Here is a 22,785-nt window from a genome sequence, read left to right on the forward strand (position 1 = left end):
CGATCTCTACCGCTCAGCGGCCAGCGCCTCGATCCACTCGGCGGACTCGTGAGGGGGCAACGCCAGCTTCGACAGGTGGGTGAAGGTGAGTGTAGCGATCCTGACCTCTGCCGGGTTCTCGATGTGCAGCGATCCGGCCGCGTGCTCCACGTAGAGCACCGACCGCCTCTCCTTGCCCGCCAGGTCAAGCACCGTGAACGCGCCGTTGTCCCCGTCATGCGACCCGACGCTGTCGAGCAGCACCTGTACGGTCACGTTGGGCAGCCGTCCCCGCTCGATGATGTGGGTCAACTGCCGCCTGTCTGCCTTCGCCAGCGCCGGCTCGGCCACCACCGCGTGCAGCACGAGCGGATCATCGCCGCACAACCTCTCCTGCCTCCGCAGGCGGACCGTCACCTGGTTGTCGATCGACTTGCGCGACCGCTGCACCCGCGCGGCGGCGGTGATCTGCCGGATGTAGCTCTCCAGTTGCAGCAGCCCCGGTACGTAGGCCAGTTCGAAAGTCCTCATGCGGAGGGCATCGTGCTCCAGGCTGATGTAGCCGTGGTCACCGATGTCGTACTTGGTCCACCAGCCCTTCTCCAGAGACCACGCGTACAAGTCCATGTACCGGTCCCACTCCGAAACCGGCACCCCGTACTGGTCGAGCATGGCCCGCATGCCGTGGTAGTCGGGTCGCTGGCCCTTCTCTATCCGGCTGATCTTCCGGTGGTTGTAGTTGAGCCTGTCCGCCGCCTCCTGCTGCGACATGCCCGCGCGCTTGCGCAGCTCCCGGAGGGTCTCACCCAACCTGCGCATGCGATGGGTCGGCTCATTCCGGGTCATGCGCATCCACCTCCCGTTCAGCCGGTGATCATCCGACCGCGCAACGCTACGGCGGCGGAAACAGCGGGTGGGAATCCCACCGGGGGCTTCCGACGGTGACCGTTGCTCCATGACGGAGACGGCCTACCTGCACCGGGTCGAGTACTTCCGGCGGCAGGACAACGGTTCGCTCGTGCGCGAGCACGTGGAGACCGCCGATGACCATGGTTGGTACATCGAGCGCGGGGCAGCGTGGCGGGACCGGTACACGCGGGCGTGCGCGGAGGACTTCCTTGCGCGGACGGGCGCGCCGCGAGGGGTCTACTCGGTGGCGGTGTGGCGTGGTGGGACGCGGGTCTGCACGGTGGGGTTGCACTGGCCGGGTCTCCCAGCCGACCGGGTGAAGTAGTCCACCCCGTCGGATTAGCGAGCTTGAAGCCGGCACCCGCGTTGCGCCACTTTCCCGCCCATGAACCTCAGGAAGACCATCGCCGGGGCAGCGGTCGCGGTCGGCAGCACGGCCGTCATGCTCGGCCTGGGCGGCACCGCGCAGGCCGTCGACCTCGGCGCGCACACCAGCCCCGAGCTCGACGGCGAGCTGGGCAAGGTCGCGAACATCGGTGACATCGTCCGCGTCGACACCGCGAACCCGACCGGCCCGGTCGTCACGGGCCCGCTGATCCTGGGCAACGGCACCACCGACGCCCCGCTGGACCTGAGGATCGGCCTGGGCCGCTGACGCACCGCGCCACCGCCGACGGCCACGATCCCTCCCAGGGACCGGAGCGGCCCCTCGCCCCCTCCCCCCTCGGGCCGGGGGCCGCTCCAACCACGGTCCGCGTCGGGTCGGGCGGTGCTTCAGCGGCCGACGGCGTAGCCCTGCGCTCCGCGCGCGTTGGCGGCGGCACGCAGCAGGCCGTCACGCGAATCCCGCGCCACGGCCGACATCCGGCCCAGGGTCCACGGCCCCGCGTCGACCACCGAGTGGCCCCGCTCGCGCAGTTCGGCCAGGGCGGCGTCGCCGATCCGCGACTCGATCACGAGCTCGCCGGGCGTCCACGGCCGCGGGTAGAACGAGCTCGGGAACGCGTTGGTGTGCCACATCGGCGAGTCGATGGCCTGCTGCAGGTTCATCCCGCCGACGGTGTGCGCGAGCCAGAACCCGAGCTGCCACTGGTCCTGCTGGTCGCCGCCGGGGGTGCCGAAGGCCATGGCGGGCAGGCCGTCGCGCAGGGCCAGGGTCGGCGACAGGGTGATCCGGGGGCGCTTGCCGGGGGCCAGGGAGTTCGGCAGTCCTTCGTCCAGCCAGAACATCTGGGCCCGGCTGCCGAGGCAGAACCCGAGCGACGGGATGGTCGGCGAGGACTGCAACCAGCCGCCGGACGGGGTGGCCGACACGACGTTCCCCCAGCGGTCGACGACGTCGACGTGGACCGTGTCGCCCTTGACCGTGCCGGCGCGGGACACGGTGGGTTCGCCGAGCGCGCCGCCGCTGTCTTGTCGGCTCGCAACGCGCGGGCCTCGCAGAACGTGCCCGGGAAGGCGTGCTTCGACCGGACCGGGTGATCCGGGCCGTAGATCGAGTGAAGCGCGATCACCGACGAGTTGCCGGCGCTGCCCGGCGTAGTCCCTCGAAAGAAGTACGTCCAAGGGCACGTCGCCGCTGTCCCCGTACCAGGCCTCACGGTCGGCGAACGCCAGCTTCGCGCACTCCACCGCCAGGTGCACGGTCTCCGCGGTCGGCACGCCGTCCGCGTACGCCAGCCGGTCGCCGAACCCCTCCAGCAGCAACAACTGCTGCAGCAGCACGGGCCCCTGGGTCCACGCCCCGGGCTTCACCACGCTCCACGAGCCGAAGTCCACCGACACGGCGTCCTCGTACGACGCCTCCCACGACGCCATGTCCTCGCCGGTCAGCACGCCCGCGTGGTCCGCGCCCGAGTCGTCGCGGTGCGCGATGCGGAAGAACTCGTCCACCTGCGCGGCCACGAACCCCTGCGACCAGGCCCGCCGCGCCGCCTCGATCTGCGCCTCCCGGTCCGACCCGGCGGCTTCGGCGGCGGCGAGCAGCCACTCCCACGTGTCGGCCAGCTTGGGGTTGCGGAACCGCGACCCGGCCTCCGGCGGGGTGCCGCCCGGCAGCCACAGCGCCGCGGACGACGTCCAGTGCTCGCGGAACAGGTCGGCGACCGTCGAGATGGTGAACGACACCCGCTCCAGCAGCGGGAACCCGTCGCGCGCGTAGCCGATCGCGTAGCCGAGGACGTCGCGCAGCGACTTGGTGCCGTAGTCGCGCAGCAGCGTCAGCCAGCCGTCCCACGCGCCCGGCACGGTCGCGGCGAGCAGCCCGCTGCCGGGTACGAGGTCCAGGCCCAGGCCCCGGTAGTGCGAGGTGGTCGCGCCGGCGGGGGCCACGCCCTGGCCGCACAGCACGCGCGGTGACGTCTCGCCGGCCGCGGCGAACACGACGGGCACCTCGCCGCCGGGGCCGTTGAGGTGCGGTTCCACCACTTGCAGCACGAAGCCGACCGCGACCGCGGCGTCGAAGGCGTTGCCGCCGTCCTCGAGGACGGCCATGCCCGCGGTGGAGGCGAGCCAGTGCGTGGAGGCGACCATGCCGTGGGTGCCGACGAGCTCGGGACGGGTGGTGAACATTTCGACAACGTACGTGCGCCCGGCCCGTTTTGTTACCCCGGCTAACGAAACCGTTCCCTGAAGATCTTCTGAACCTGAATCGCTCTCACATCGCCTGGTCGGGGACGCGCAGCTCCCGTCCCAGCCCGTGCAGCACGAGCCCGGCCCGCGCCACCGCGTCCGCGTCCAGGTGGTTGCGCGTGTCGAGCACCGCCGACCCCGCCATCACCGATGCCACCAGCGCCCAGTCCAGCGCGCGGAACTGCGGCCACTCGGTCAGCAGCACGACCGCGTCGGCGTCGCGCGCCGCCTCGTACGGCGAGTCGACCACGGTCATGCCCACCAGCGGTCGGCTGATCTCCGGGTCGTGCGCGACCAGCTCCGCGCCCTCGAACGCGAGCAGCTCCGCCACCGCCAGGGCGGGCGAGTCGCGCAGGTCGTTCGTGCCCGCCTTGAACGCGAGCCCGAGCACGCCGATGCGCGCACCGGCCAGCGGCCCGATGGCCCGGCGCAGCTTCTCCACCACCCGGCGCTGCTGCCGCCCGTTCGTCTCGATGGTGGCCCTGACCAGCGAGAAGTCCACCCCTACGGCGTCGGCGATGCGCACCATGGCATGCGTGTCCTTGGGCAGGCACGACCCGCCCCAGCCGGGTCCGGGCTTCAGGAACGACTGGCCGATGCGCTTGTCGTAGCCCATGCCCTCGGTGACGGAGGTGACGTCCGCGCCGACGCGTTCGCACAGCTCGGCGACCGCGTTGACGTAGGACAGCTTCATCGCCAGGAAGCAGTTGGCCGCGTACTTGACCATCTCGGCGCTGGCCGCGTCCATGAGCACGGTGGGCGCGCCGAGGCGGGTGAACAGCGCGCCGACGCGTTCGGCGGCCTGGGGCGAGTCGGCGCCGACCACGATCCGGTCGGGGTGCAGGAAGTCGCGGACGGCGCTGCCCTCGCGCAGGAACTCGGGGTTGGAGACCACGGCGACGTCCTCGCGGCCGAGGAGGGCGGCGATCCGGGTCGACGTGCCGACGGGGACGGTCGACTTGCACACGACGACCGCGCCGTAGGGGAGGACGTCGCGGACCTCCCGAGCCACGGCCTCGACCGCGCCGAGGTCGGCCGCGCCGCCCGCGCCCATGGGTGTCGGCAGGCACAGGAACACCACTTCGGCGTCCGCCACGGCGTGCCGCGCGCCTTCGACGAACTCCAGCCGCCCGGCGGACCGGCCCGCCACGACGAGGTCGGCGAGGTCCGGTTCGAGGATGTCGACCTGCCCGGCGCGCAGCCGCGCGACCTTCAGCGCGTCCACGTCGGCGCACACGACCCGATGTCCGAGGGAGGCCAGGCACGCCCCCGTCGTCAGGCCCACGTAACCCGTTCCCACGACCGCGATCCGTCGGACGAACATGGTGCTGACGGTGGCACCCGAAGTTGGCCGTGGGTCAAACACCAGGCGTATGCGGAGAGTGAGGTGGGTAGTCCCCTGGGTGTACGGGGAAACACCCCTCGCGGCGGACGCGGTTCCGCTCGGACGCGGGCACAGTCGTGGGTATGGAACTCGTCCTCTTCTCCCTGCTCTTCGTGGGGTTGGCGGTGCTGGCGGCCGTGCCGTTGGTCGCATTGCTCCACTTCTCCGAGCGCCGCGGGCTGAACGACCGTTAACCTCCTGTCCGCAGGGACAGGAGGATGTATGGAGATCTCGGGTACCGCGGCGATCGTCACCGGCGGCGCGTCCGGTCTGGGCCTCGCGACCGCGCGGGCGCTGGCGGCACGGGGTGCGTCGGTGTTCGCGCTGGACCTCTCGACCGACAACGCGCCCGACGTCGAGGGCGTCACGTACCTGGCGGCGGACGTGACCTCGGAGGAGGACGTCCAGGCCGCCGTCGACACGGCCGCCGGTTCGGGTGCGCCGCTGCGGGTCGTGGTGAACTGCGCGGGCATCGGCCCGTCGACGCGGACGGTCGGCAAGAGCGGTCCGCACCCGCTGGACCTGTACCGCAAGGTCATCGACGTCAACCTGGTCGGCACGTTCAACGTGCTGCGGCTGGCGGCGGCGGCGATGGGCACGACCGAGCCGCTGGAGCACGGGCAGCGGGGCGTGGTGATCAACACGGCGTCGATCGCGGCGTTCGACGGGCAGATCGGGCAGGTGGCGTACGCGGCGTCGAAGGCCGCGGTGGTCGGGATGACGCTGCCGGCCGCGCGTGACCTGTCGTCGGTCGGGGTGCGGGTGATGACGATCGCGCCGGGCATCGTGGACACGCCGATGCTCGCGACCGTGTCGGACGAGTTCCGGGCGGGTCTGGCGGCGGGCGTGCCGTTCCCGAAGCGGTTGGCGCAGCCGGAGGAGTACGCGCGGCTGGCCGTGTCGATCGTCGAGCACGACTACCTGAACGGCGAGGTCATCCGCATGGACGGCGCTCTCCGCATGGCACCGCGTTGAACTGCCGCTGCTCCGCGGACGGCGGGCTCGGTCGCCTGGAAGGCGATCGTTCGCGACCTCGCGCGGTGGTCCGGTAGGGCGGCGATGTCACAGATCTCCCGCGAAGGGGAGGTCGTCCATGGCGTCCGACGTCATCCACAGCCTCAGGGTGTGGGTGGCGCGGACGTCGTCCTCGTTGTACTCGAGCAGCCGGCGGCGCTGGGCGGGGTCCGCCGGCTTGCCGTCCATGCCGACGGCGTCGCGGTACCAGCGCATGGAGTTCTCGCCGCCCGCCTCGGGGTCGCGCCAGCGGAACCCGGCGACCGGGGCGATGGTCTTCAGGCCCTTGCCGTGGGCGCACAGGAACTGGTCCTGCACGATGCCGAACAGGTCGACCCACGCGTCGGACGTGATGAACTCGCGCACCTGCGCCACGGTGGGGATGCCGGGCTGCCCCTTGAACCGCTCGGCCGACCCGAGCAGCCAGCGGTTCTCGGCCAGCTCGTTGTAGCAGTAGGCCTTGAACGACAGCCCGCGGGCGCGTGCCCTCAGCCGCACGCCGGTCAGCCAGCCCCAGAACTCGGCGAACGACCGGGCCTCGTCGGCGCACGGCAGCGGGTCCCAGGTGGCGAACGCGCGGTAGCCGTGCTCCTCGCCGACGTCCTGGCCGGACAGCCAGCAGCCCCACATGTACGCGCCGAGGTCGCCGAAGCTCTCCATGTCGACGTCGACCTCGACGTCCGCGCGCGGCACGTCCATCCGGGACACGCGGCGCACCACGGTGAGGTCGCGCAGCCAGGCGCGGGCCAGGATCACCGCGTCCGAGTGCAGCATCCCGACCAGGGGGATGACCTGCTCGTCCGGGTCGAGGGCGGCGAGCTGGTCGACCGTGTGCACGCCGACCTTGCGCAGCGCCACGGCGTCCTCGCCGCGCACGACGAGGCTGACGTCCCGCACGGCCTTCAGGTCGGTCTCGCACACCGGCCACCACGGGCAGCTGCGGCACTCGACGATCCGGGAGGGGCGGGCCATCGGGTCGGCTCCGGTCGCGGCGGCGGTGGCGACGGCCAGCCGGTCGGCGAACCGGGCGTCGTACTCGGCGAGGGCGTTGCGGCCGCCCGGCCAGGTCGGCGCCTCCAGGTCGTGCCAGACGACGACGTCGGCGTCCATGCCGATCACGCCGCCGGTCGACCGGCCGTGCGCGGCGAACCCGGACGCCTGGAGCTGGCGCTGGGCGTGCGCGAGGCGGAGCTGGTCGCGCGGCTGGGGCCGGACCTTGCGCAGCGGGTCGACCCGGGCGCCGCCGGGCAGCGGGTGCGTCAGCGGTGACGTGCGCGCGCCCTGACCGGGGTCGCTGACCTTGTGCCGGACCACGAGGACGGGCACGTACCCGGTCTTCTCCTTCACGAGCAGGTCGATGCCGCCGCGCCGCCCGCCCAGGGGGTCGCGGGGCAGCGCCGCGCCCCAGATGAAGGGCACACCGGCCTGCATCGCGGCGGCCGTGACGCGTTCGCGGTCGGCCGACGGCACGTCCTGCGGTACCTCGATCAGGTCGGACCCGACGACCCGGCCGAGGGCGGCGGCGACCGCGTGCCGGTGCTCGGTCGCGTCGGCTTTGCGCTGCTGGCCGGTGGGGTCCGGTGGCAACGTGGGCACGTCGCGCATGATCGGGTCGTGTTCGAGGTGCACCCGCCGCCGGCAACGAGTGACCACGCCGGCGTCGAGCTGCACCTGGGAAGTCACCGGTGCAGCGTATGACGACGGGCGGGCGGTTGTACCGGCAACCTCGCCGAGTCGAGTCGATCTTTTGCCGGAACCGGCCTAGGGTTTGCGGTTGAGGAGGTGCGGCCGTGGCACGTGAGAAGGGCAAGGGGTTCACCCCGAGCCGGGCGAAGAACCTCGTGGGCGTGGCCAAGGTGCTGGCGCCCGCGTTGATCCCGGTGATGGCGCCGGTCGCGGCTCGTGCCGCCGCGCTCCTGGGCGACCGCTACGACCACTACCGGGCCTCGCGGCTCGGGGTGCCGGTCGACCAGCTGACCAGGTACTCGGGGAAGGGCGCGCGGCTGCACGCCCGGATCGCCGGGTTCTCCGACGCGCTCGCCCAGCTCGGTGACTCCGAGCGGACCTACGTCCAGGACACCGAGAGGCGGCTGGCGCAGCTGCTGGCCGCGGTGCGGGCGTCGGAGCGGATGCCCGCACCGCGGCGCAAGGCGGCGCACCGCGCGATCTCGGTCGACCTGGACGCGATGGAAGCGGACCTGCTCAAACGCCTCGGCGTGTGAGCTCCTCCACGGTCCGGTAGGCGGTCTCCTCCGGGTTGGGGTCGGCCGGGTCGAACTGGGCGGTGACCTCCTCCATCACCTCGGCGACCCGTTCCTCGCGCCGGATGAGCGGGTCGCTGCGCAGGTCCCGGGCCAGCGACACGCACAGCCCGACCATGACGACCAGGAACGGCAGCGCGGCGATGATCGTCAGGTTCTGCAGGCCGGTCAGCCCGCTCGACCCGCCGACCAGCAGCATCACCGCCGCGACCAGGCCGGTGAGCACGCCCCAGAACACGACGACGGCCTTGGCCGGTCGGATGGAGCCGCGCTGCGACAGCGTGCCCATCACGACGGACGCGGCGTCCGCGCCGGACACGAAGAAGATCGCCACGAGCACCATCACGACGACACCGGCGACGCCGGCCAGCGGGAACCGGTCGAGCAGCCCGAACAGCTGCCCCTCCGGCGAGGCCGTGCCCGCGAGGTCGATGCCGGACCGCTGCACGAAGATCGCCGTGCCGCCGAACACGCAGAACCACGCGAGGCTCACCAGGCTGGGCACGCCGATGACACCCGCCACGAACTGGCGGATCGTGCGGCCGCGGCTGATGCGGGCGATGAACATGCCGACGAACGGCGTCCACGAGATCCACCACGCCCAGTAGAAGATCGTCCAGCCGGACAGCCACGTCTCGGTCGCGTCGCCGCCGGACGCGGCGGTGCGGCCCGCCATGTCGGCCAGCTCGCGGAAGTAGTCGCCGATCGCGGTGGGCACGAGGTTCAGCACGAACACCGTCGGCCCGACCACGAACACGAACGCGGCCAGCACCAGGGCCAGCACCATGTTGGTGTTCGACAGCCACTGGATGCCCTTGGCCACGCCGGACACCGCCGACGCGACGAACGCCACGGTCAGCACGGCGATGACGCCCACCACGACCCCGTTGCCGACCTCGCCCAGCCAGCCCGCGACCCGCAGGCCGCTGCCGATCTGCAACGCGCCCAGCCCGAGCGAGGTGGCCGACCCGAACAGGGTCGCGAAGATCGCCAGCACGTCGATGGCCCGGCCCGCCGGTCCCTCCGCGCGGCGGCGGCCGAGCAGGGGCGCGAACGCGGCGCTGATCAACTGGCTGCGGCCGCGGCGGAAGCTGCCGTAGGCGATGGCCAGGCCGACCACGGCGTAGATCGCCCACGGGTGCAGCGTCCAGTGGAACAGGGTGGTGGCCATCGCGGTCTGCACGGCCTGGTCCGTGCCGCCCTGGACGGTGCCGGGCGGCGGTTGCACGAAGTGCGACAGCGGCTCGTTGACCCCGTAGAACATCAACCCGATGCCCATGCCCGCGCTGAACATCATCGCGACCCACGAGATCGTGCGGAACTCCGGCTGCTCGTCGTCGCGGCCGAGCGGGATGCGGCCGTAGCGGCTCACCGCGAGCCACAGGGCGAACAGCACGAAGCCCGACGCGGTGAGCACGAACGCCCAGCCGAGGTTGGTGATGACCCAGGTCAGGGCCGCTTTCGACGCCGTGGCGAGGGACGCCGTACCGAAGATGCCCCAGGCCACGAACGCGAGCGTGACGACGGCGGCGACACCGAAGACCACACGGTCCGTGCGACCCGGTCGATCCGCTTTCGGATCTCCGGGCAAAGGCTCGTTGACAGGTTTGTTCTCGGTCGTCACGGGTAACCCATACCCCCGTTCGGCCTAGGGAAAACCCGCGGGTGCGGGTGGGGACTCACGCCCGCACCCCGTCACCTCCTACTCTCTGTGGTGTGACCAGCCGGCCCGCTCCGACCCGCCTCGCGCGGGCCGTGCTGCTGGCCGTCACCTCGGCCGCACTCAGCGTCACCGCGCACGGTGCGGCGGGCGGCTCGGTCACCGAGTTCGCGCCCGCGCTGCCGCTGACGCTGCTCGTCGCGTTCGCGGGCACGGCGCTCGCCGAGCGCGGCCGGCGGCCGTGGTCGGTGCTGGCCACGCTGGGTGTCGCGCAGCTCGGGCAGCACGCGCTGCTCACCCTCGGCCACCACACCGCCGACGGACCGGGGCTCGGGTTCGGCCCGACCGCCATGGCCGCCGCGCACGTGGTCGCCGCACTGCTCACCGGCTTGCTGCTGGCCCGTGCCGACGCGGTGCTGCACGCGCTCGCCGTCGCCGTCACCCGGCTGCTGCCCCTGCCTCCCGCGCCGGTCGCACCGGCCGGGGCGCTGTGGTCGCCGACCCCGTCGTCGTCGCGGAACGCGCTGGTCGACGTGCTGCTGCGGCGGGTGCACGGCCGTCGCGGCCCTCCTCGCTCCTGATCACCAGAGTCCCCGTACCCACGCAACTCAGGCCCAGGAGCCACGACTACATGTCGACAAATCACTTCGGCGTGCGCACGCTCGCCCGCGGCGGCGCCGTGCTCGCCGCCGCCGCGATCCTCGCGCTGACCACCGCCGGCGCGGCGTCCGCGCACGTCACCGCGTCCACCCCGAAGGACGCCGTCCAGGGCGGCTACACCAAGGTCACGTTCCGCGTGCCCAACGAGCGCCCCGACGCGGGCACGGTCAAGCTCGAGGTGACCCTGCCCGCCGAGTACCCGCTGGCCTCGGTGAGCACCAGGCCGACGCCCGGCTGGAAGGTCGAGGCGGTCAAGGAGAAGCTGGCCACGCCGGTCAAGAGCCACGGCCGCGAGGTCACCGAGGCCGTCCGCACGGTGACGTGGACCGCCGACCCGGGCACCCGCATCGAGCCCGGCCAGTTCAACGAGTTCGACCTGTCCATCGGGCCGCTGCCGGACAACACCGACCAACTGGTCATGCCCGCCAAGCAGACCTACGACAGCGGCGAGGTCGTGGACTGGAACGCGCCGCCCGCCGAGGGCGCGGACGAGCCGGAACGCCCCGCGCCCGTGCTGAAGCTGGTCGCCAAGACCGGCGGCGACGACCACGGCACGGCCACCACGACGACGGCGGTCGCCGACGACGGCCACGACACGGCCGCCGCCGCGGCGACCGACGACACCGCCCGCTGGCTGGGCGGCGCCGGGCTGGTCGTGGGCGCGCTCGGGCTCGGGTTGGGCGCGGGAGCCGTGCTGCGGTCCCGCCGCGCGGGCAAGCCGACGGCATGAGGCGCGTCGTCTCGCTGCTGCTGACCGGCCTGGTCGCGGGTGCCGTCGCGCTCGGCACGGCCGCACCGGCGTCCGCGCACAACGTGCTGATCAGCAGCGACCCCAAGGACGGGGCGCAGCTGGAGGCCGGGCCGGCGACCATCACGCTGACCTTCGACCAGCCCGTGCAGGCCGGGGAGAAGTTCAACACGGTCACCGTCACCGGGCCCGAGGGCACGCGCTGGGAAGCGGACGGCGAGCCGACGGTCAAGAACAACAGCGTCGTCTTCGGTGTCCGCCCCCTCGGTCCGGCCGCCGAGTACGCGGTGGGCTACCGGGTGCTGTCCGCGGACGGGCACCCGGTGACCGGCTCGCTCAAGTTCACCCTGACCAAGGCGGGCAGCGGCACGCCCGCGCCCGCCGCGGCGAACGGCGAGGACCCCGGCTCCGCGTCGTCCGACGGCGGCGTGCCCATCTGGGTGTGGATCGTCGGCGCGGCCGTGCTGCTGGCCGGTGGCGCGTTCCTCGCGCTGCGCGGCGGCGGCACCGGGGAGAACGGCAAGCGATGACCGTGAACCGGACCACCACGATCGCGAACAGGTACTGGGTCGTCGGCGGCCTGCTGGCAGGCGGGGCCGTCGGCGTGTTCCTGGGCCTGGGCCTGTCCACCACACCGGAAGCGGTGGGCGTGGCCGAGCCGGGCGTGGTGGTCCGGTTCGCGCACCCGTTGGTGCGCACGCTGCTGGACCTCGCCGCGACCGTCGTCGTCGGCCTGTCCCTGCTGCCGAAGCTGCTCGGGTTCAGCCGGCCCGCCCTCACCGAGCCGGTCCTGCGCGTGGCCCGGCCGGCCGCCGTGGTCGCCGCGGCGGTGTGGGCGTTCACCGCGTTGCTGTCGATCGTGATCCGCGCGTACGAAACGCGACCGGACGCGGAACTGACCATGCCGATGGTCGTGGACTACGTGCAACGCGTCGGCGCGGGGCAGGGATTGTTGTTCAGCGCGGTGTGCGCGCTGGTGTACCTGTGGATCGGCGTGATGGCGGTGCGCCGCGGCGAATCGGTGCCGGCGGAACTGCGCATCCTGATCGCCATGTTCGGCCTGCTGCCGCTGCCGGTGACCGGGCACGCGTCGAACTGGAAGTACCACGACTACTCCATGATCTCGATGGAGCTGCACGTGCTCGGCGCGGCCGCGTGGACCGGCGGCCTGGCGGCTCTGGTGGTGCTGGTCGCGCACCGCCGCGGGTTGTTGGCCGAGGCGCTGCCGAAATTCTCGAAGCTGGCCACGATCGCGTTGGTCCTGGTGTCGGTCACCGGGTTGTTCAACGGGTTGCTGGAACTCGCCCTCAACCCGGTGATCGGCCTGCCGGGCTCGCTCTTCACCACCTCGTACGGGGTGGTGCTGGTCGGCAAGATCGTGTGCGCCGGCCTGCTCGCGCTGCTGGGCGCGAACATCCGCTGGCGGTTCCTGCCGCACATCGCGCAGCACAAGACGACGGCGATCGTCGGCTGGGCCGCGGTGGAACTGGCCATCATGGGCATCGCCTTCGGCCTGGCGGTCGTGCTCTCCCGCGCACCGGTCGCCTGACCCGCTCGGACGCGCCGCCGGGTCGCGCGGGATTGTCGGACCCCTGTGGTGGGGTGCGTCCATGGCTGATCTACCGATCCTGGTGCTGGGTGCCACCGGCTCGACGGGCAGGCGGGTGGCCGCGCGACTCACCGCGGCGGGCCACGGCGTGCGCCGGGCGTCACGCCGTGGCGACGTGCGCTTCGACTGGTCCGACCGCGGCACGTGGGCGGGTGCGCTCGACGGCGTCGAACGGGTCTACCTGATGGCGCCGCACGAGCTGCCGGTCGACCCGGACTTCGTGCACGACGCCGTGGCGCGGGGCGTGCGGCGGCTCGTGCTGCTGTCCACGCGCGGTGTGGTGGAGATGGGCGACGAGCGGCTGCTCGCCGCCGAGCGGCTGGTCCGCGAGTCGGGCGTCGGGTGGACCGTGCTGCGGCCGGACTGGTTCGACCAGAACTTCGACGAGGGGTTCTTCCGGCCGTCGGTGCTCGCGGGCGAGCTGGTGCTGCCCCTCGGCGGGAAGAAGCAGGCGTTCGTCGACGCGGACGACATCGCGGCGGTGGCCGCGGCCGCGCTCACCGAGGACGGGCACGAGGGCGAGACCTACGAGGTGACGGGGCCCGAGTCGCTGTCGTTCCCGCAGGCGCTGGACGTGCTGGCCCGGATCACCGGCCGGCGGATCGCGTTCCGCGGCACGCCGGACGACTACCGGGCCGTCATGCCCGTCGAGCTCGCCGAGGCGCAGATCCGGGCGTGGGACGCGCTGCGTGACGGCGAGCCGACCGACGTGGTCGCCCGGATCACGGGACAAGAGCCCAAGAGCTTCCACGACTACGCCCTGCGGGCGTGGGAAGGAGGCGCATGGCGCGGCTGAGCGTCGGTGAGTGGTCTGTTCGGTGCGGCGAACTGCGCCGAACGCGCTAGTCGGTGACCGGTCGGGCGGAAGTGTCCTCGCGGAGGCGGTTCAGCGCCGCCATCGCGTCCTGGCCGCGCCGTTCGAGCTCCTTGGCGTCGATCCAGCCGTTGGCGAAGTACCGGTAGTCCTGCGCGAGCTTCACCAGTTCGGCCAGGTAGTTCGCCGAGCGCTCGCGGCGCTGCTGGTCGAACTGCGCCAGGAACGGCAGCTGGGTGTCCACGACCTCGTCCAACATCCGGGCCGCGCGCAGGGCACGCCTGGCCCTCCGACGCCGCAACACCGGCAGATTCCCGACCACGCACACCTCGCCGACCCCGGACCGCACTCTCGATGCCTCAGTCGTAGGACGCGCGGCGAGTGTTACCGGTTCGTTCCCCCACGACCCCGGTTTCAGCGGTAGGGCGTCCAGGGTGTCGTGGTGTCGCCCACGCGCAACGCCTTCAGCCGGCTGTGCAGCTCGTCCCGCACGCCGGGGTGGCTGCGCATGATCGGCAGCACGCTCGTGGTCAGCTTCAACTCCCGGACCTCGCGCAACACCGGGAAACCGGCCCACCTGACCACGTCGAAGCCGTACTCGTCGGCCAACTGCCGGTACCACTCGGCGGGGTGGCCGAAGCGGGCCACGCCGACCGGCAGGGTGCTCAGGTCCCATTCGCGCGGCCCGACGCTGGTCGAGTCGAAGTCACAGATCACCGGCCCGTCGGGGCTGGGGATCAGGTTGCCCAGGTGCGCGTCCCCGTGCAGCACGCCCTGCGGCAGCACGGTCCGCAGCTCGGCCAGCCGGTGGTCGGCCTCGGCGCACCGGTCCTCCAGGAACCGGCGGTCCGGCGCGGACAGCTCCTCGGCGTCGGCGATGCGGCGGCGCACGTCGTCCAGCGGCGTCCAGCGCGGCAGCTCGAACTCCGGCGCGGGCAGCGCGTGCACCTGGCGCAGCACCCGCCCCAGGTCGCGGCCGTCGACCGGCCGGCCGCCGGACGGCACCGCGTGCCACACCGTGGCCAGGTGCTCCCCCACCGCCAACGGCTGCGGCACGTCCTCGACCAGCCGCACCGCCGGCACGCCGTGCGACGCCAGCCACCGCGCGACGTCGACCACCTTGCGCGCCCGGTGGCGCAGCGTCGTGGAACCGACGATGCGGACCACCACCCGGTCCTCGGGCAGGTCGAACACGGCGTTGCTGGTGAACTTCACGAGCCTCGCGCCGCGGTGCGCCAACCCCAGTTGGGCGCACAGCCGTGCCAGCACGGCCGTCAACGCGGCGGAGGTGAACCTGCCGTCCACCGACCCCGACTCCCCGCGGCTCAGGCCGCGCTGTCGTTGCCGGTGAACTTCGCCAGGCGTTCGGCCAGCTCACGGGCATCGGGGTTGTTGCGGCGCTTCTCCGCCTCGTGCTGCAGCGGCTTCATCCGGTCCTTCGTGCGGACCGACTTCAAGCCCTCGGACAGCTCGATCGCCTGCCGGCCGAGCCGGGCGCCGTGGTCGATGTCGCCGTCGAGCAGGTGGTTGATCGACAGCGACGTGAGGTTGAACGACCTGCTGCGAGCCATCTCGTCGCCGTAGCCGCTGATGGCCTTGGTCAGCGCGGGCACCGCGGTGCGCGTGTACTTCGCGTCCACGGTCTGCGCCAGCTCCGTGTGCACCGTCCCGATCATCGCGGACAGGTCGTTGGCGTCGAAGAACTTGGCCCACGCGGGCGACTCGGCGATGTTGGCGCGGGCGAACTCGTCGCGCGCGCGGCCGAGGAGCTTGAGCGCCTGGTCGTCGGAGCCCATCTTCGCGTAGGCCCACGCCTCGTTGGCGCACAGGATGCCGACCGCGAGCTCCGAACCGGAGTTCTGGGCGGCCAACTGGCCGAGCTGGAACACCTTCAGCGCGTCGTCCGGCGCGTTCTGGTGCAGGTAGACGCGGCCCATCCGGTACAGGATGTTGGCCACGAGCTCTTCCTTGCGGCCCTGCTTGGCGAGGCCGAGCGCCTGGCCGAAGTGGTTGCGGGCCGAGTCGTACAGGCCGGTGTCGAACGAGGTCCAGCCGGCCAGGTTGTGCAGGTCGGCGAGCGCGACGTAGAGGCGTTCCTTGACCAGGTCGGTCGCGTTCGCGCCGAGCATCTGCTGGCCCCACGACAGCTGGGCGACGACGGCGTCGCGGCACGAGCCGCCGCCGTACTGGTAGTCGAGCGTGCGCAACGCCCTGGTGGCCGCCTCGACCTGTCGGATGTCGGTCATGCCGATGCGGCCAGGGGCCGGAGTCTGCGCGGGCGATGAAGCCCAAGACCCGGAGTCCGTACCGAACACGGCCGCGCCGACGGTGATGGCGGCGGCGTGCGCGAGGAACTTCCTTCGCTTCACCGACTCGTCCTCCTCAGAATGGGGTGACTCCGCCGTGGCGGCCACCCTCACTGCCGTGGCCTCGTCGTAAGCGAGGCCCATGTACCCCCTTGGGACACCCAAGCCCTGGGCGATCCGCGCGAGGACGTCGTAGGCCATGACCTGACGTCCCTTGAGGATCTCCGAGACTTCGGACTGCGACTGGCCCGTCAACGCCGCGATCTGGCGCTGCGACACACCGTGCCGCCGCAGCAGCCGGTAGACCGCGCTGATCTCTCGTCTGGCCAGGGCGTCACGCATCTCCTGCTGGTCCCAGACGTCTGGTGTAACAGGAGAGCTCGGCGAACCGATGGTGTTCAATTGCGCCCCCTCACAGTCCTTTGGGCGTCAACGGCAGAGTAGGGGCACTCCCCCGACTGCGAGAAGTACCGATCGGCGAGGCTGATCGGCCCTGCCGAACTCCGCTGACCGCTTACCGTGGAACGGCCACCGGCCAGCGCTGTGACGTCCCGATCCGGCATGAATCATCGCAATCTGGGTTCCGGTAAGCGAGCGAGCACGGAGAGGAACATGGTCGTGGACCTGATCGAGCGGGCGGTGACCACCCCTGGTGGGTCGGCCGCGCCTGCCGTCGCGACGGCCTCCTCCCCTTCATCGATGTCCGTCCGGGAGTCGACCGACCTCGACTCCGGATGGCGCGGCACGACCGGGCACCGTCGCTGGTGGCGCATCCGCTGCAGCGACGTGGTCGACCGGGAGCGCTGCCTCACCGTGATGGTCGACCGGGGCCGCGTGGTCCTGGTCGGGCCTCCCGGGGAGACGGCGGTCCTCTCGGCCGACCAACTCGTACAACTCAGGGCCGCGCTACGTGAGGCCGCCGAGCAGGCGGAAAGGTGACGGTGACGTTTCGGTGGACGAGATCCTCGGACAAGTTCTTCGCAACGCGGTGTGGGAGCGGCTCGACCTGCTCACGGAGCTGGCCAACGAAGCCGACGCCCCGTCCCTGCTGTCGGTGGCGCGTTCCGAGCTCCCTCGGCTGACCGAGGGGTGGCGGGCCCTGCTCGCCGCGCACGAACCGGACGAGAAGGGCAACTGCCCCGAGTGCTCCGGGCGGTGGCGGCAGCAGAAGAGCCCCTGCTCGGTGTGGCGCGCCGCGTACGAACACCTGGTCGCGGGCGGTTTGGCCCCGCGTCCGGCTCGGCACCTCCGATCGGCGCCGGTGACGCCTCCCGTCACCCGGTCGCGCCGGGGAATGGTGATGCGAGCCCACTGACGGGCGGCCCCGACCTGTCGTTCCCCCGACGCGACCAGGTCGAGCACCCGCCTACTGGCCGGCGGTCCGGGACGTGCGAACCCCCGACCGCGACGAACGGACCGCCGGCCAGCTGAAAGACAACTCCACAGACATCCGCGGGCCGGTGTCGTGCACACCTTCCCTCCCCGACCGGCACCGGTCCGCGGGCACCAACCCGGCCCCGATGTCCGCACCTCCCGCGCGGGCATCGGGGCCGTTTCACGAGGTCAGCGGTGCGTGCCGGTGCGCCAGGTCAGGTAGCCGGTCAGCCCGGGGAACAGCCGGCCCGCGAGGTCGAACGCCCGCAGCTGCCACGGGAACACCACCTCGTCGCGCTCCCGCTCCACCGCCTCGGCGATCCGCGCGGCCACGTCCTGCGGTGTCACGGTCGGGATCACCCTGGCCAGCGCCGGGATCCGCGCCTCCGCGCCGGGGTTGTTGACGAAGTACCGGCTGCTCACCTTGCCCGGCACGACCTCGCTCACCCCGATCCCGGTGCCGCGCAGGTCCAGCCGCAGGGCCGCGGTCAGCCCGCGCAGCGCGTAGCGGGCCGCCGCGTAGCCGGTCGCGCCGGGGATGGGCAGGCGGGACACCGGCGAGTTGACGTTGACCACCCGGCCCGTGCCGCGCGCCCGCATGCCGGGCAGGAACTCCCTGGTCAGGTGCAGCGCCGCGGTGAACGGCAGGGCGATCATGCCGGCCAGCTCGGGCGTCGGGGTGTCGTCCAGGAACAGCCAGCGGCCCACGCCCGCGTTGTTGACCAGCACGTCCGGCACGCCGACCTCGGCGATCACCCGTTCGGCGAGCGCGTGGATCTGATCGACGTCCGCGAGGTCGGCCGGTACCGCGAGCGCACGCCCACCGGTCGCCCTGATCCGTTCGACGTGCTCGTCGAGCGCTTCACCGCTGCGTGCCACGAGCACGACAACCGAACCGCGCCCCGCGAGCGTCAGGGCGGTCGCCGCGCCGATGCCCTGGGACGCGCCGGTCACCACGACCGTCCTACCCGCCAACCGCACCTGGACTCCCCCTACGCCACCGAACGGACCTTGATCACGAGCGCCGCCGCGCACAGCGTGGCGGCCGCCGAGACGGCGAACAACCCCCGGTACCCGCCGAGTGACGCCAGCACGAACGTCGTCAGCAGCGGCGCGACCACCTGGGGCAGCGAGTTGGCGATGTTGACCACGCCGAGGTCCTTGGCCCGGTCGGACGCGGCGGGCAGCACCTGGGTCAGCAGGGCCAGCGCCACCGCCCAGTAGCCGCCGAAGCCGACGCCGAGCAGCGGCGCGGCGATCAGCGCGGCCGTCCAGGTGGGCCAGGCGACGAGCAGCAGCGCCGCCGCCGCCATCACGCCGGCGGCCAGGAGCACGTAGGGCTTGCGCCGGCCGGTCCGGTCGGAGCGGGCGCCGACGGCGAACGCGCCGATCGCCAGCGCCACGCCGTAGAGCAGCATCAGCACCAGCAGGCCGTCCTCGGGCGAGGGGTGCCGGACCACGTCGTCGAGGAAGTACAGCAGGTACAGCGTGCCGAACGCGTTGCCGAGGTTGATCATGAAGTGGGCGGACCAGGCCCAGGCGAAGTCCGGGTGCAGCCGGGGCGAGACCCACAGCTCGCGCCACCGCAGCGGCGGGCGGTCGGCTCGCGGCAGCCGGACGTCCGGGGTGATCAGCACGAACGCGAGCGCGCCCGCCACGACCAGCGCCGCGCACGCCAGGTACCCCTGGGCCAGGCCGCTGACCAGCACCGTCACCACCACCGCGCCCAGCACGGTGCCGAGCATCTGGGACACGCCGACGAGCCCGCCGACCTTGGCCCGCTGCCGCACGGGCACCCGGTCGGGCACGGCGGAGGTGAGGCTGGCGAGCATCCCGTTCAGCCCCGCCTGCACCAGGCACCAGCCGAGCACCATCACCCCGACGGAGGACGCGGACGACAGCACCGCCAGGCCGACCGCCCCGGTCGACGCGCCCGCCAGGGTCCACGGGTGCCGCCGCCCGAAGCGTGACGTGGTGCGGTCCGACGACAGCCCGATCAGCGGGTTCGCCACCAGCGCCACGAGCGCTCCCACGCCGGTGACCAGCCCGAACACCGCTTCCTTGGCGGTGGCGTCGAGCAGTTCGGCCTGGTGCGGGAGCAGTACCTGGATGGGCGCGTAGATCGCCAGCCACAAGCCGAGGTTGGCCAGGAACAGCCACGTCATCCACGACCGGCGGACGGGGACGACCGGTTCCGCCAGTGCCTCGGCGGTCACCTCCTGATCCGATCGCGGTACCACTCGTAGGAGGCGCGCGGGGTGCGTTGCTGCGTCTCGTAGTCGACGTGGACCAGGCCGAACCGCTGCGAGTACCCCGAGTCCCACTCGAAGTTGTCCATCAAGGACCACACGAAGTACCCGCGCACGTCCGCTTTCAAGGCTTCCTCGATGTGCCCGTCCAGGTACTCGATCCGCTCGGTGTCGTCCAGGGAGTGCGGGTAGCTGCACCCGCTCTCGGTCACGTACACCGGAGGCAAGTCGACAAATCGATCTCGCAACAGGGAGATCATCTCCGACAGCCCGGACGGCACGACCGGCCAGCCGAAACCGGTCTTCGGGTACTCGTCGATCTCCACCAGCTCGAACGGCAGCGGGTTGCCTTCGGACGGCCGCCGCACGCGGGTCGGGTTGTAGTAGTTGACGCCGTAGAAGTCGAGCGGCGCGGAGGTGATCGCCAGGTCGCCGTCCACGATCGGCAAGCGGTCGGCCAGCGCGTCGGGGTAGCGGCCGGCCAGCTGCGCGTCGGCGTAGAGCCAGTTGTGCAGTTCGGAGTACGCCTGCGCGGCCGGCTGGTCGGCGGGGTCCGCGGGCCACACGGGTGTGTGGTTGTTGGCCGTGCCCACAGCGCGCGCTCCGGCGGAACGCAGCGCCTGCACGGCGAGCCCGTGCGCGAGGTTGAGGTGGTGGGCGGTGGGCAGCGCGTCGAACAGCAGCGCCTGGCCCGGCGCGTGCTGCCCGGTGGCGTACCCGAGCAGCGTCACCATCGCGGGCTCGTTGATCGGGATCCACAGCGCGACCCGGTCAGCCAGGCGGTCCGCGACCCGCGCGGCGTAGTCGGCGAAGCGGAAGGCGGTGTCGCGGTGGAGCCAGCCGCCGGGCTCCTCGACCTCCAGCGGGGTGTCCCAGTGGTACAGCGTGACGACGGGCGCGATGCCGGATTCGAGCAGCTCGTCGACCAGCCGGTCGTAGAACACCAGGTCGCCCGCGAGCACCCGCGGCCACGACACGGAGAACCGGTAGGCGTTCACGCCCAGCGACCGCATCAGGCCGACGTCCTCGCGGTAGCGGTGGTAGTGGTCGCAGGCCACCGACGCGTCCTGCCCCTCGAACGCCGGGAACGCGTCCCACACGGACGGTCGCCTCCCGGCGGCGGTGAACGCCCCCTCGATCTGGAACGCGGAGGTCGACACACCCCACAGGAATTCCTCGGACGCGCTCACACCGGCCTCCAAACATGAAAGTGATTCGGATCGTAGGCGTGTTGCGCCGTGAAGTGAAGTGGAAAGGTCCAGGACCGGGCACTATGGAGACCCGCCACCCAGTCAGCAGGAGTCGCCGTGACCAGTACGACCCCACTGCGCCGCCAGCCGGTGCAGCAGCGCAGCGCCAAGCGCGTCGAGCGGATGCTCGAAGCCTGCGCCCAGCTCATCGAGGAGGTCGGCTACGACGGAGTCACCACGACACTCATCGCCGAACGCGCGGGCGTCGCGGTCGGCTCGCTCTACCAGTTCTTCCCCGACAAGAGGGCGGTCGTGCAGGCGCTGACCCTGCGCAACCTGGAGAAGTTCATCCAGACGGTGGACGGCCGGTTCACCTCGACCACCCTCGAGCACTGGTGGGACGCCGTCGACTCGATCTTCGACGTGTACGTCTCGATGCACCGCGAGGTGCCCGCGTTCTCGAAGCTGCACTTCGGCGACGTGGTCGACATGCGGCTGCTCGACGACCGGCGCGACAACAACACGGTCATCTCCGACCGCATCGCCGAGATGATCTCGGCCAAGTTCGACATCCCGTTCACCGAGATCCAGCTCCCGATCTCGATCGCGGTCGAGGCGGCGGACGGCGTGCTGAACCTCGCGTTCCGCCGTGACCCGGCCGGCGACCAGCGGATCCTGGACGAGGCCAAGGCGCTGGTGCGGGGCTACCTGTCGACCAGGCTCCCGGACTAGCGCCCTTTCTCAGCCGAACGAGCGACCTTCGCCCCGGTAGGTGGGCACGGTCCGCTCCACCACGTCGCCCCGCACGACGTGGTAGTGGGTGAACCGCTCGGCCAGCTCGCCCGCCTTGGCGTGCCGCAGCCACACCCGGTCGCCCAGGCGCAGCGAGTCGGCGGCCCGGCCCACCACCGGGGTCTGCACCTCGCCCGCGCCCTCCAGCGGCAGCAGCTTCAGCCCGACCGGCAGGTACGGGGTGGGCTGGCGGTCGGCGGTCGCGGTGCCGGAGGCGATGTAGCCGCCGGAGAACAGCGTGGCCACCCGCCGCGTCGGCCGGCGCACGACCGGCAGCGCGAACAGCACGGCGGGCCTGGGACGGAAGCCGCGGTAGCCGTCGAACAGGGTCGGGCCGATGAGGCCGGAGCCAGCGGCCAGCTCGGTGACCGACGGGTCGGCCGCGGTGACCTCCAGGCTGCCGGTGCCGCCGCCGTTGACGAACTCCAGCTCGGCGACCCCGCGCACGGCCGAGACGGCCGCCGCCCGGCGCTCGACCAGCTCGGCGGCGGAGTGGCGCTGCATCCAGCGCAGCGCCGCGCCGCGCACCGGCTTGCCGGGCGGCCGGTCGCCGAGCCCCGCGATCTGACCCTCGTAGGCCATCACGCCGACCAGCCGGAACCCCGGCCGGCGCGCGATCTCCTCGGCCAGGGCGCGGGCTTCGCGCGCCGTGTGCACGGGTGAGCGGCGCGGGCCGATGTGCAGACCGGGCACCGGTCGCCAGGACACGTCCAGCTCCAGGCACACGCGGATCTCCGGGTGCGCGGCGCCGAGCGCGGCCTGCACCAGGTCGAGGTGGGCGGTCGAGTCGACCACGATGCTGATCCGCTCGCGCGCCTTGTCGTCCTCGGCCAGCTCGGACAGCGCCGCCAGGTCCACGGTCGGGTACGCGACCAGCAGGTCGTCGGACAGGTCGACCGACGACAGCCACAGCGCCTCGGCCAGCGAGTAGCACATGACGCCCGCGAAGCCGGGCCGCGCGAGCACCCGTTCCAGCAGCGCCCGCACCCGGACGGACTTGCTCGCCACCCGGATCGGCCGCCCGCCCGCGCGCCGCACGAGGTCGGCCGCGTTGCTGTCGAAGGCGTCCAGGTCGACGATCGCGAACGGCGGGTCGTGCTCCTCCGTCGCGACGTCCAGGCGCGTGCGGTGCTGCATGGGCCTCACCGTACTTGAAAGGTGAATAGCTTTCACCTACGGTTCGTGGAACGCGTCACACCCGGAGG

General features: G+C 72.2%; 24 protein-coding genes. 12 read left to right on the top strand and 12 right to left on the bottom strand.

Annotated features, from left to right (window positions below):
- Positions 1-6 precede the first annotated feature (6 nt).
- Positions 7-798: a helix-turn-helix domain-containing protein gene (locus FHX81_RS42115; protein WP_246107909.1), complete on the bottom strand. Its 792-nt coding sequence runs from the start codon at positions 796-798 to the stop codon at positions 7-9.
- 136 nt (positions 799-934) lie between these two features.
- Between FHX81_RS42115 and FHX81_RS21130 the strand changes: the two genes are divergently transcribed.
- Entirely contained in the window at positions 935-1,213 is a 279-nt protein-coding gene (locus FHX81_RS21130; RefSeq protein ID WP_141979797.1) for a hypothetical protein, read from the top strand.
- 60 nt (positions 1,214-1,273) lie between these two features.
- The gene (locus tag FHX81_RS21135) at positions 1,274-1,543 is read left to right on the top strand and encodes a hypothetical protein (protein ID WP_141979798.1); all 270 of its coding nucleotides are present in this window, start codon (positions 1,274-1,276) and stop codon (positions 1,541-1,543) included.
- Positions 1,544-1,662: 119 nt separating this feature from the next.
- On the opposite strand, the gene FHX81_RS21140 is transcribed toward FHX81_RS21135, so the two are convergent.
- Positions 1,663-3,459, bottom strand: a complete 1,797-nt coding sequence (locus FHX81_RS21140) for a gamma-glutamyltransferase family protein (protein ID WP_141979799.1) — start codon at positions 3,457-3,459, stop codon at positions 1,663-1,665.
- Between the two features lie 85 nt (positions 3,460-3,544).
- The gene (locus tag FHX81_RS21145) at positions 3,545-4,843 is read right to left on the bottom strand and encodes a UDP-glucose dehydrogenase family protein (protein ID WP_141979800.1); all 1,299 of its coding nucleotides are present in this window, start codon (positions 4,841-4,843) and stop codon (positions 3,545-3,547) included.
- A 282-nt stretch (positions 4,844-5,125) separates the two neighbouring features.
- Between FHX81_RS21145 and FHX81_RS21150 the strand changes: the two genes are divergently transcribed.
- The gene (locus FHX81_RS21150) at positions 5,126-5,878 is read left to right on the top strand and encodes an SDR family NAD(P)-dependent oxidoreductase (protein WP_141979801.1); all 753 of its coding nucleotides are present in this window, start codon (positions 5,126-5,128) and stop codon (positions 5,876-5,878) included.
- A gap of 87 nt (positions 5,879-5,965) precedes the next feature.
- On the opposite strand, the gene FHX81_RS21155 is transcribed toward FHX81_RS21150, so the two are convergent.
- On the bottom strand, positions 5,966-7,600 hold the full coding sequence (locus tag FHX81_RS21155) for a TM0106 family RecB-like putative nuclease (protein WP_141979802.1): 1,635 nt from the start codon (positions 7,598-7,600) through the stop codon (positions 5,966-5,968).
- A gap of 107 nt (positions 7,601-7,707) precedes the next feature.
- Between FHX81_RS21155 and FHX81_RS21160 the strand changes: the two genes are divergently transcribed.
- A complete protein-coding gene (locus FHX81_RS21160; RefSeq protein WP_141979803.1) occupies positions 7,708-8,139 on the top strand; it encodes a DUF6474 family protein in 432 nt (143 codons plus the stop codon).
- On the opposite strand, the gene FHX81_RS21165 is transcribed toward FHX81_RS21160, so the two are convergent.
- Positions 8,120-9,769, bottom strand: a complete 1,650-nt coding sequence (locus FHX81_RS21165) for a BCCT family transporter (RefSeq protein ID WP_246107910.1) — start codon at positions 9,767-9,769, stop codon at positions 8,120-8,122. The two genes, FHX81_RS21160 and FHX81_RS21165, sit on opposite strands and share 20 nt — an antisense overlap.
- A 125-nt stretch (positions 9,770-9,894) precedes the next feature.
- Here FHX81_RS21165 and FHX81_RS21170 point away from each other — a divergent pair, with 125 nt between their 5' ends.
- The 5 genes from FHX81_RS21170 (at position 9,895) to FHX81_RS21190 (ending at position 13,651) form a co-directional block, all read left to right on the top strand.
- On the top strand, positions 9,895-10,419 hold the full coding sequence (locus FHX81_RS21170) for a hypothetical protein (RefSeq protein ID WP_141979805.1): 525 nt from the start codon (positions 9,895-9,897) through the stop codon (positions 10,417-10,419).
- Between the two features lie 50 nt (positions 10,420-10,469).
- Positions 10,470-11,228, top strand: coding sequence for a YcnI family copper-binding membrane protein (locus tag FHX81_RS21175; RefSeq protein WP_141979806.1), 759 nt, complete (start codon positions 10,470-10,472; stop codon positions 11,226-11,228).
- Positions 11,225-11,776 carry a copper resistance CopC family protein gene (locus tag FHX81_RS21180; protein ID WP_141979807.1) on the top strand — a complete coding sequence of 184 codons (552 nt, stop codon included), beginning with the start codon at positions 11,225-11,227 and terminating at the stop codon, positions 11,774-11,776. The genes FHX81_RS21175 and FHX81_RS21180 overlap by 4 nt, the downstream gene beginning before the upstream one ends.
- On the top strand, positions 11,773-12,795 hold the full coding sequence (locus tag FHX81_RS21185) for a copper resistance D family protein (protein ID WP_141979808.1): 1,023 nt from the start codon (positions 11,773-11,775) through the stop codon (positions 12,793-12,795). Before FHX81_RS21180 ends, FHX81_RS21185 begins: the two co-directional genes overlap by 4 nt.
- A gap of 61 nt (positions 12,796-12,856) precedes the next feature.
- The gene (locus FHX81_RS21190; protein WP_141979809.1) at positions 12,857-13,651 is read left to right on the top strand and encodes an NAD(P)H-binding protein; all 795 of its coding nucleotides are present in this window, start codon (positions 12,857-12,859) and stop codon (positions 13,649-13,651) included.
- A 46-nt stretch (positions 13,652-13,697) separates the two neighbouring features.
- Here FHX81_RS21190 and FHX81_RS21195 read toward each other — a convergent pair whose 3' ends face one another.
- The 3 genes from FHX81_RS21195 to FHX81_RS21205 all read right to left on the bottom strand — a co-directional run bounded on the left by FHX81_RS21195 (position 13,698) and on the right by FHX81_RS21205 (position 16,317).
- Complete coding sequence (locus FHX81_RS21195; protein ID WP_246107911.1) at positions 13,698-13,991, bottom strand: hypothetical protein; 294 nt, start codon at positions 13,989-13,991, stop codon at positions 13,698-13,700.
- Positions 13,992-14,083: 92 nt separating this feature from the next.
- Positions 14,084-14,974, bottom strand: a complete 891-nt coding sequence (locus FHX81_RS21200; RefSeq protein WP_141979810.1) for an aminoglycoside phosphotransferase family protein — start codon at positions 14,972-14,974, stop codon at positions 14,084-14,086.
- Positions 14,975-14,994: 20 nt separating this feature from the next.
- Positions 14,995-16,317 carry a helix-turn-helix domain-containing protein gene (locus tag FHX81_RS21205; protein ID WP_246107912.1) on the bottom strand — a complete coding sequence of 441 codons (1,323 nt, stop codon included), beginning with the start codon at positions 16,315-16,317 and terminating at the stop codon, positions 14,995-14,997.
- A gap of 270 nt (positions 16,318-16,587) precedes the next feature.
- Here FHX81_RS21205 and FHX81_RS21210 point away from each other — a divergent pair, with 270 nt between their 5' ends.
- Positions 16,588-16,914: a hypothetical protein gene (locus tag FHX81_RS21210; protein ID WP_141979812.1), complete on the top strand. Its 327-nt coding sequence runs from the start codon at positions 16,588-16,590 to the stop codon at positions 16,912-16,914.
- Between the two features lie 13 nt (positions 16,915-16,927).
- Positions 16,928-17,290: a hypothetical protein gene (locus tag FHX81_RS21215; RefSeq protein ID WP_141979813.1), complete on the top strand. Its 363-nt coding sequence runs from the start codon at positions 16,928-16,930 to the stop codon at positions 17,288-17,290.
- Between the two features lie 248 nt (positions 17,291-17,538).
- Here FHX81_RS21215 and FHX81_RS21220 read toward each other — a convergent pair whose 3' ends face one another.
- The 3 genes from FHX81_RS21220 to FHX81_RS21230 are packed head-to-tail and all read right to left on the bottom strand — an operon-like array spanning position 17,539 to position 20,788.
- Positions 17,539-18,330, bottom strand: a complete 792-nt coding sequence (locus FHX81_RS21220; RefSeq protein ID WP_141979814.1) for an SDR family NAD(P)-dependent oxidoreductase — start codon at positions 18,328-18,330, stop codon at positions 17,539-17,541.
- A gap of 11 nt (positions 18,331-18,341) precedes the next feature.
- On the bottom strand, positions 18,342-19,514 hold the full coding sequence (locus tag FHX81_RS21225; RefSeq protein WP_141984051.1) for an MFS transporter: 1,173 nt from the start codon (positions 19,512-19,514) through the stop codon (positions 18,342-18,344).
- A gap of 47 nt (positions 19,515-19,561) precedes the next feature.
- Positions 19,562-20,788, bottom strand: coding sequence for a glycoside hydrolase family 1 protein (locus FHX81_RS21230; RefSeq protein ID WP_141979815.1), 1,227 nt, complete (start codon positions 20,786-20,788; stop codon positions 19,562-19,564).
- A 117-nt stretch (positions 20,789-20,905) separates the two neighbouring features.
- Between FHX81_RS21230 and FHX81_RS21235 the strand changes: the two genes are divergently transcribed.
- Positions 20,906-21,520, top strand: a complete 615-nt coding sequence (locus FHX81_RS21235) for a TetR/AcrR family transcriptional regulator (RefSeq protein WP_141979816.1) — start codon at positions 20,906-20,908, stop codon at positions 21,518-21,520.
- Between the two features lie 9 nt (positions 21,521-21,529).
- Here the strand turns inward: FHX81_RS21235 and FHX81_RS21240 are convergent, their stop codons facing one another.
- A complete protein-coding gene (locus tag FHX81_RS21240; RefSeq protein ID WP_141979817.1) occupies positions 21,530-22,717 on the bottom strand; it encodes an amino acid deaminase/aldolase in 1,188 nt (395 codons plus the stop codon).
- Between the last annotated feature and the right edge of the window lie 68 nt (positions 22,718-22,785).

Source organism: Saccharothrix saharensis (assembly GCF_006716745.1).
Lineage (GTDB): Bacteria > Actinomycetota > Actinomycetes > Mycobacteriales > Pseudonocardiaceae > Actinosynnema > Actinosynnema saharense.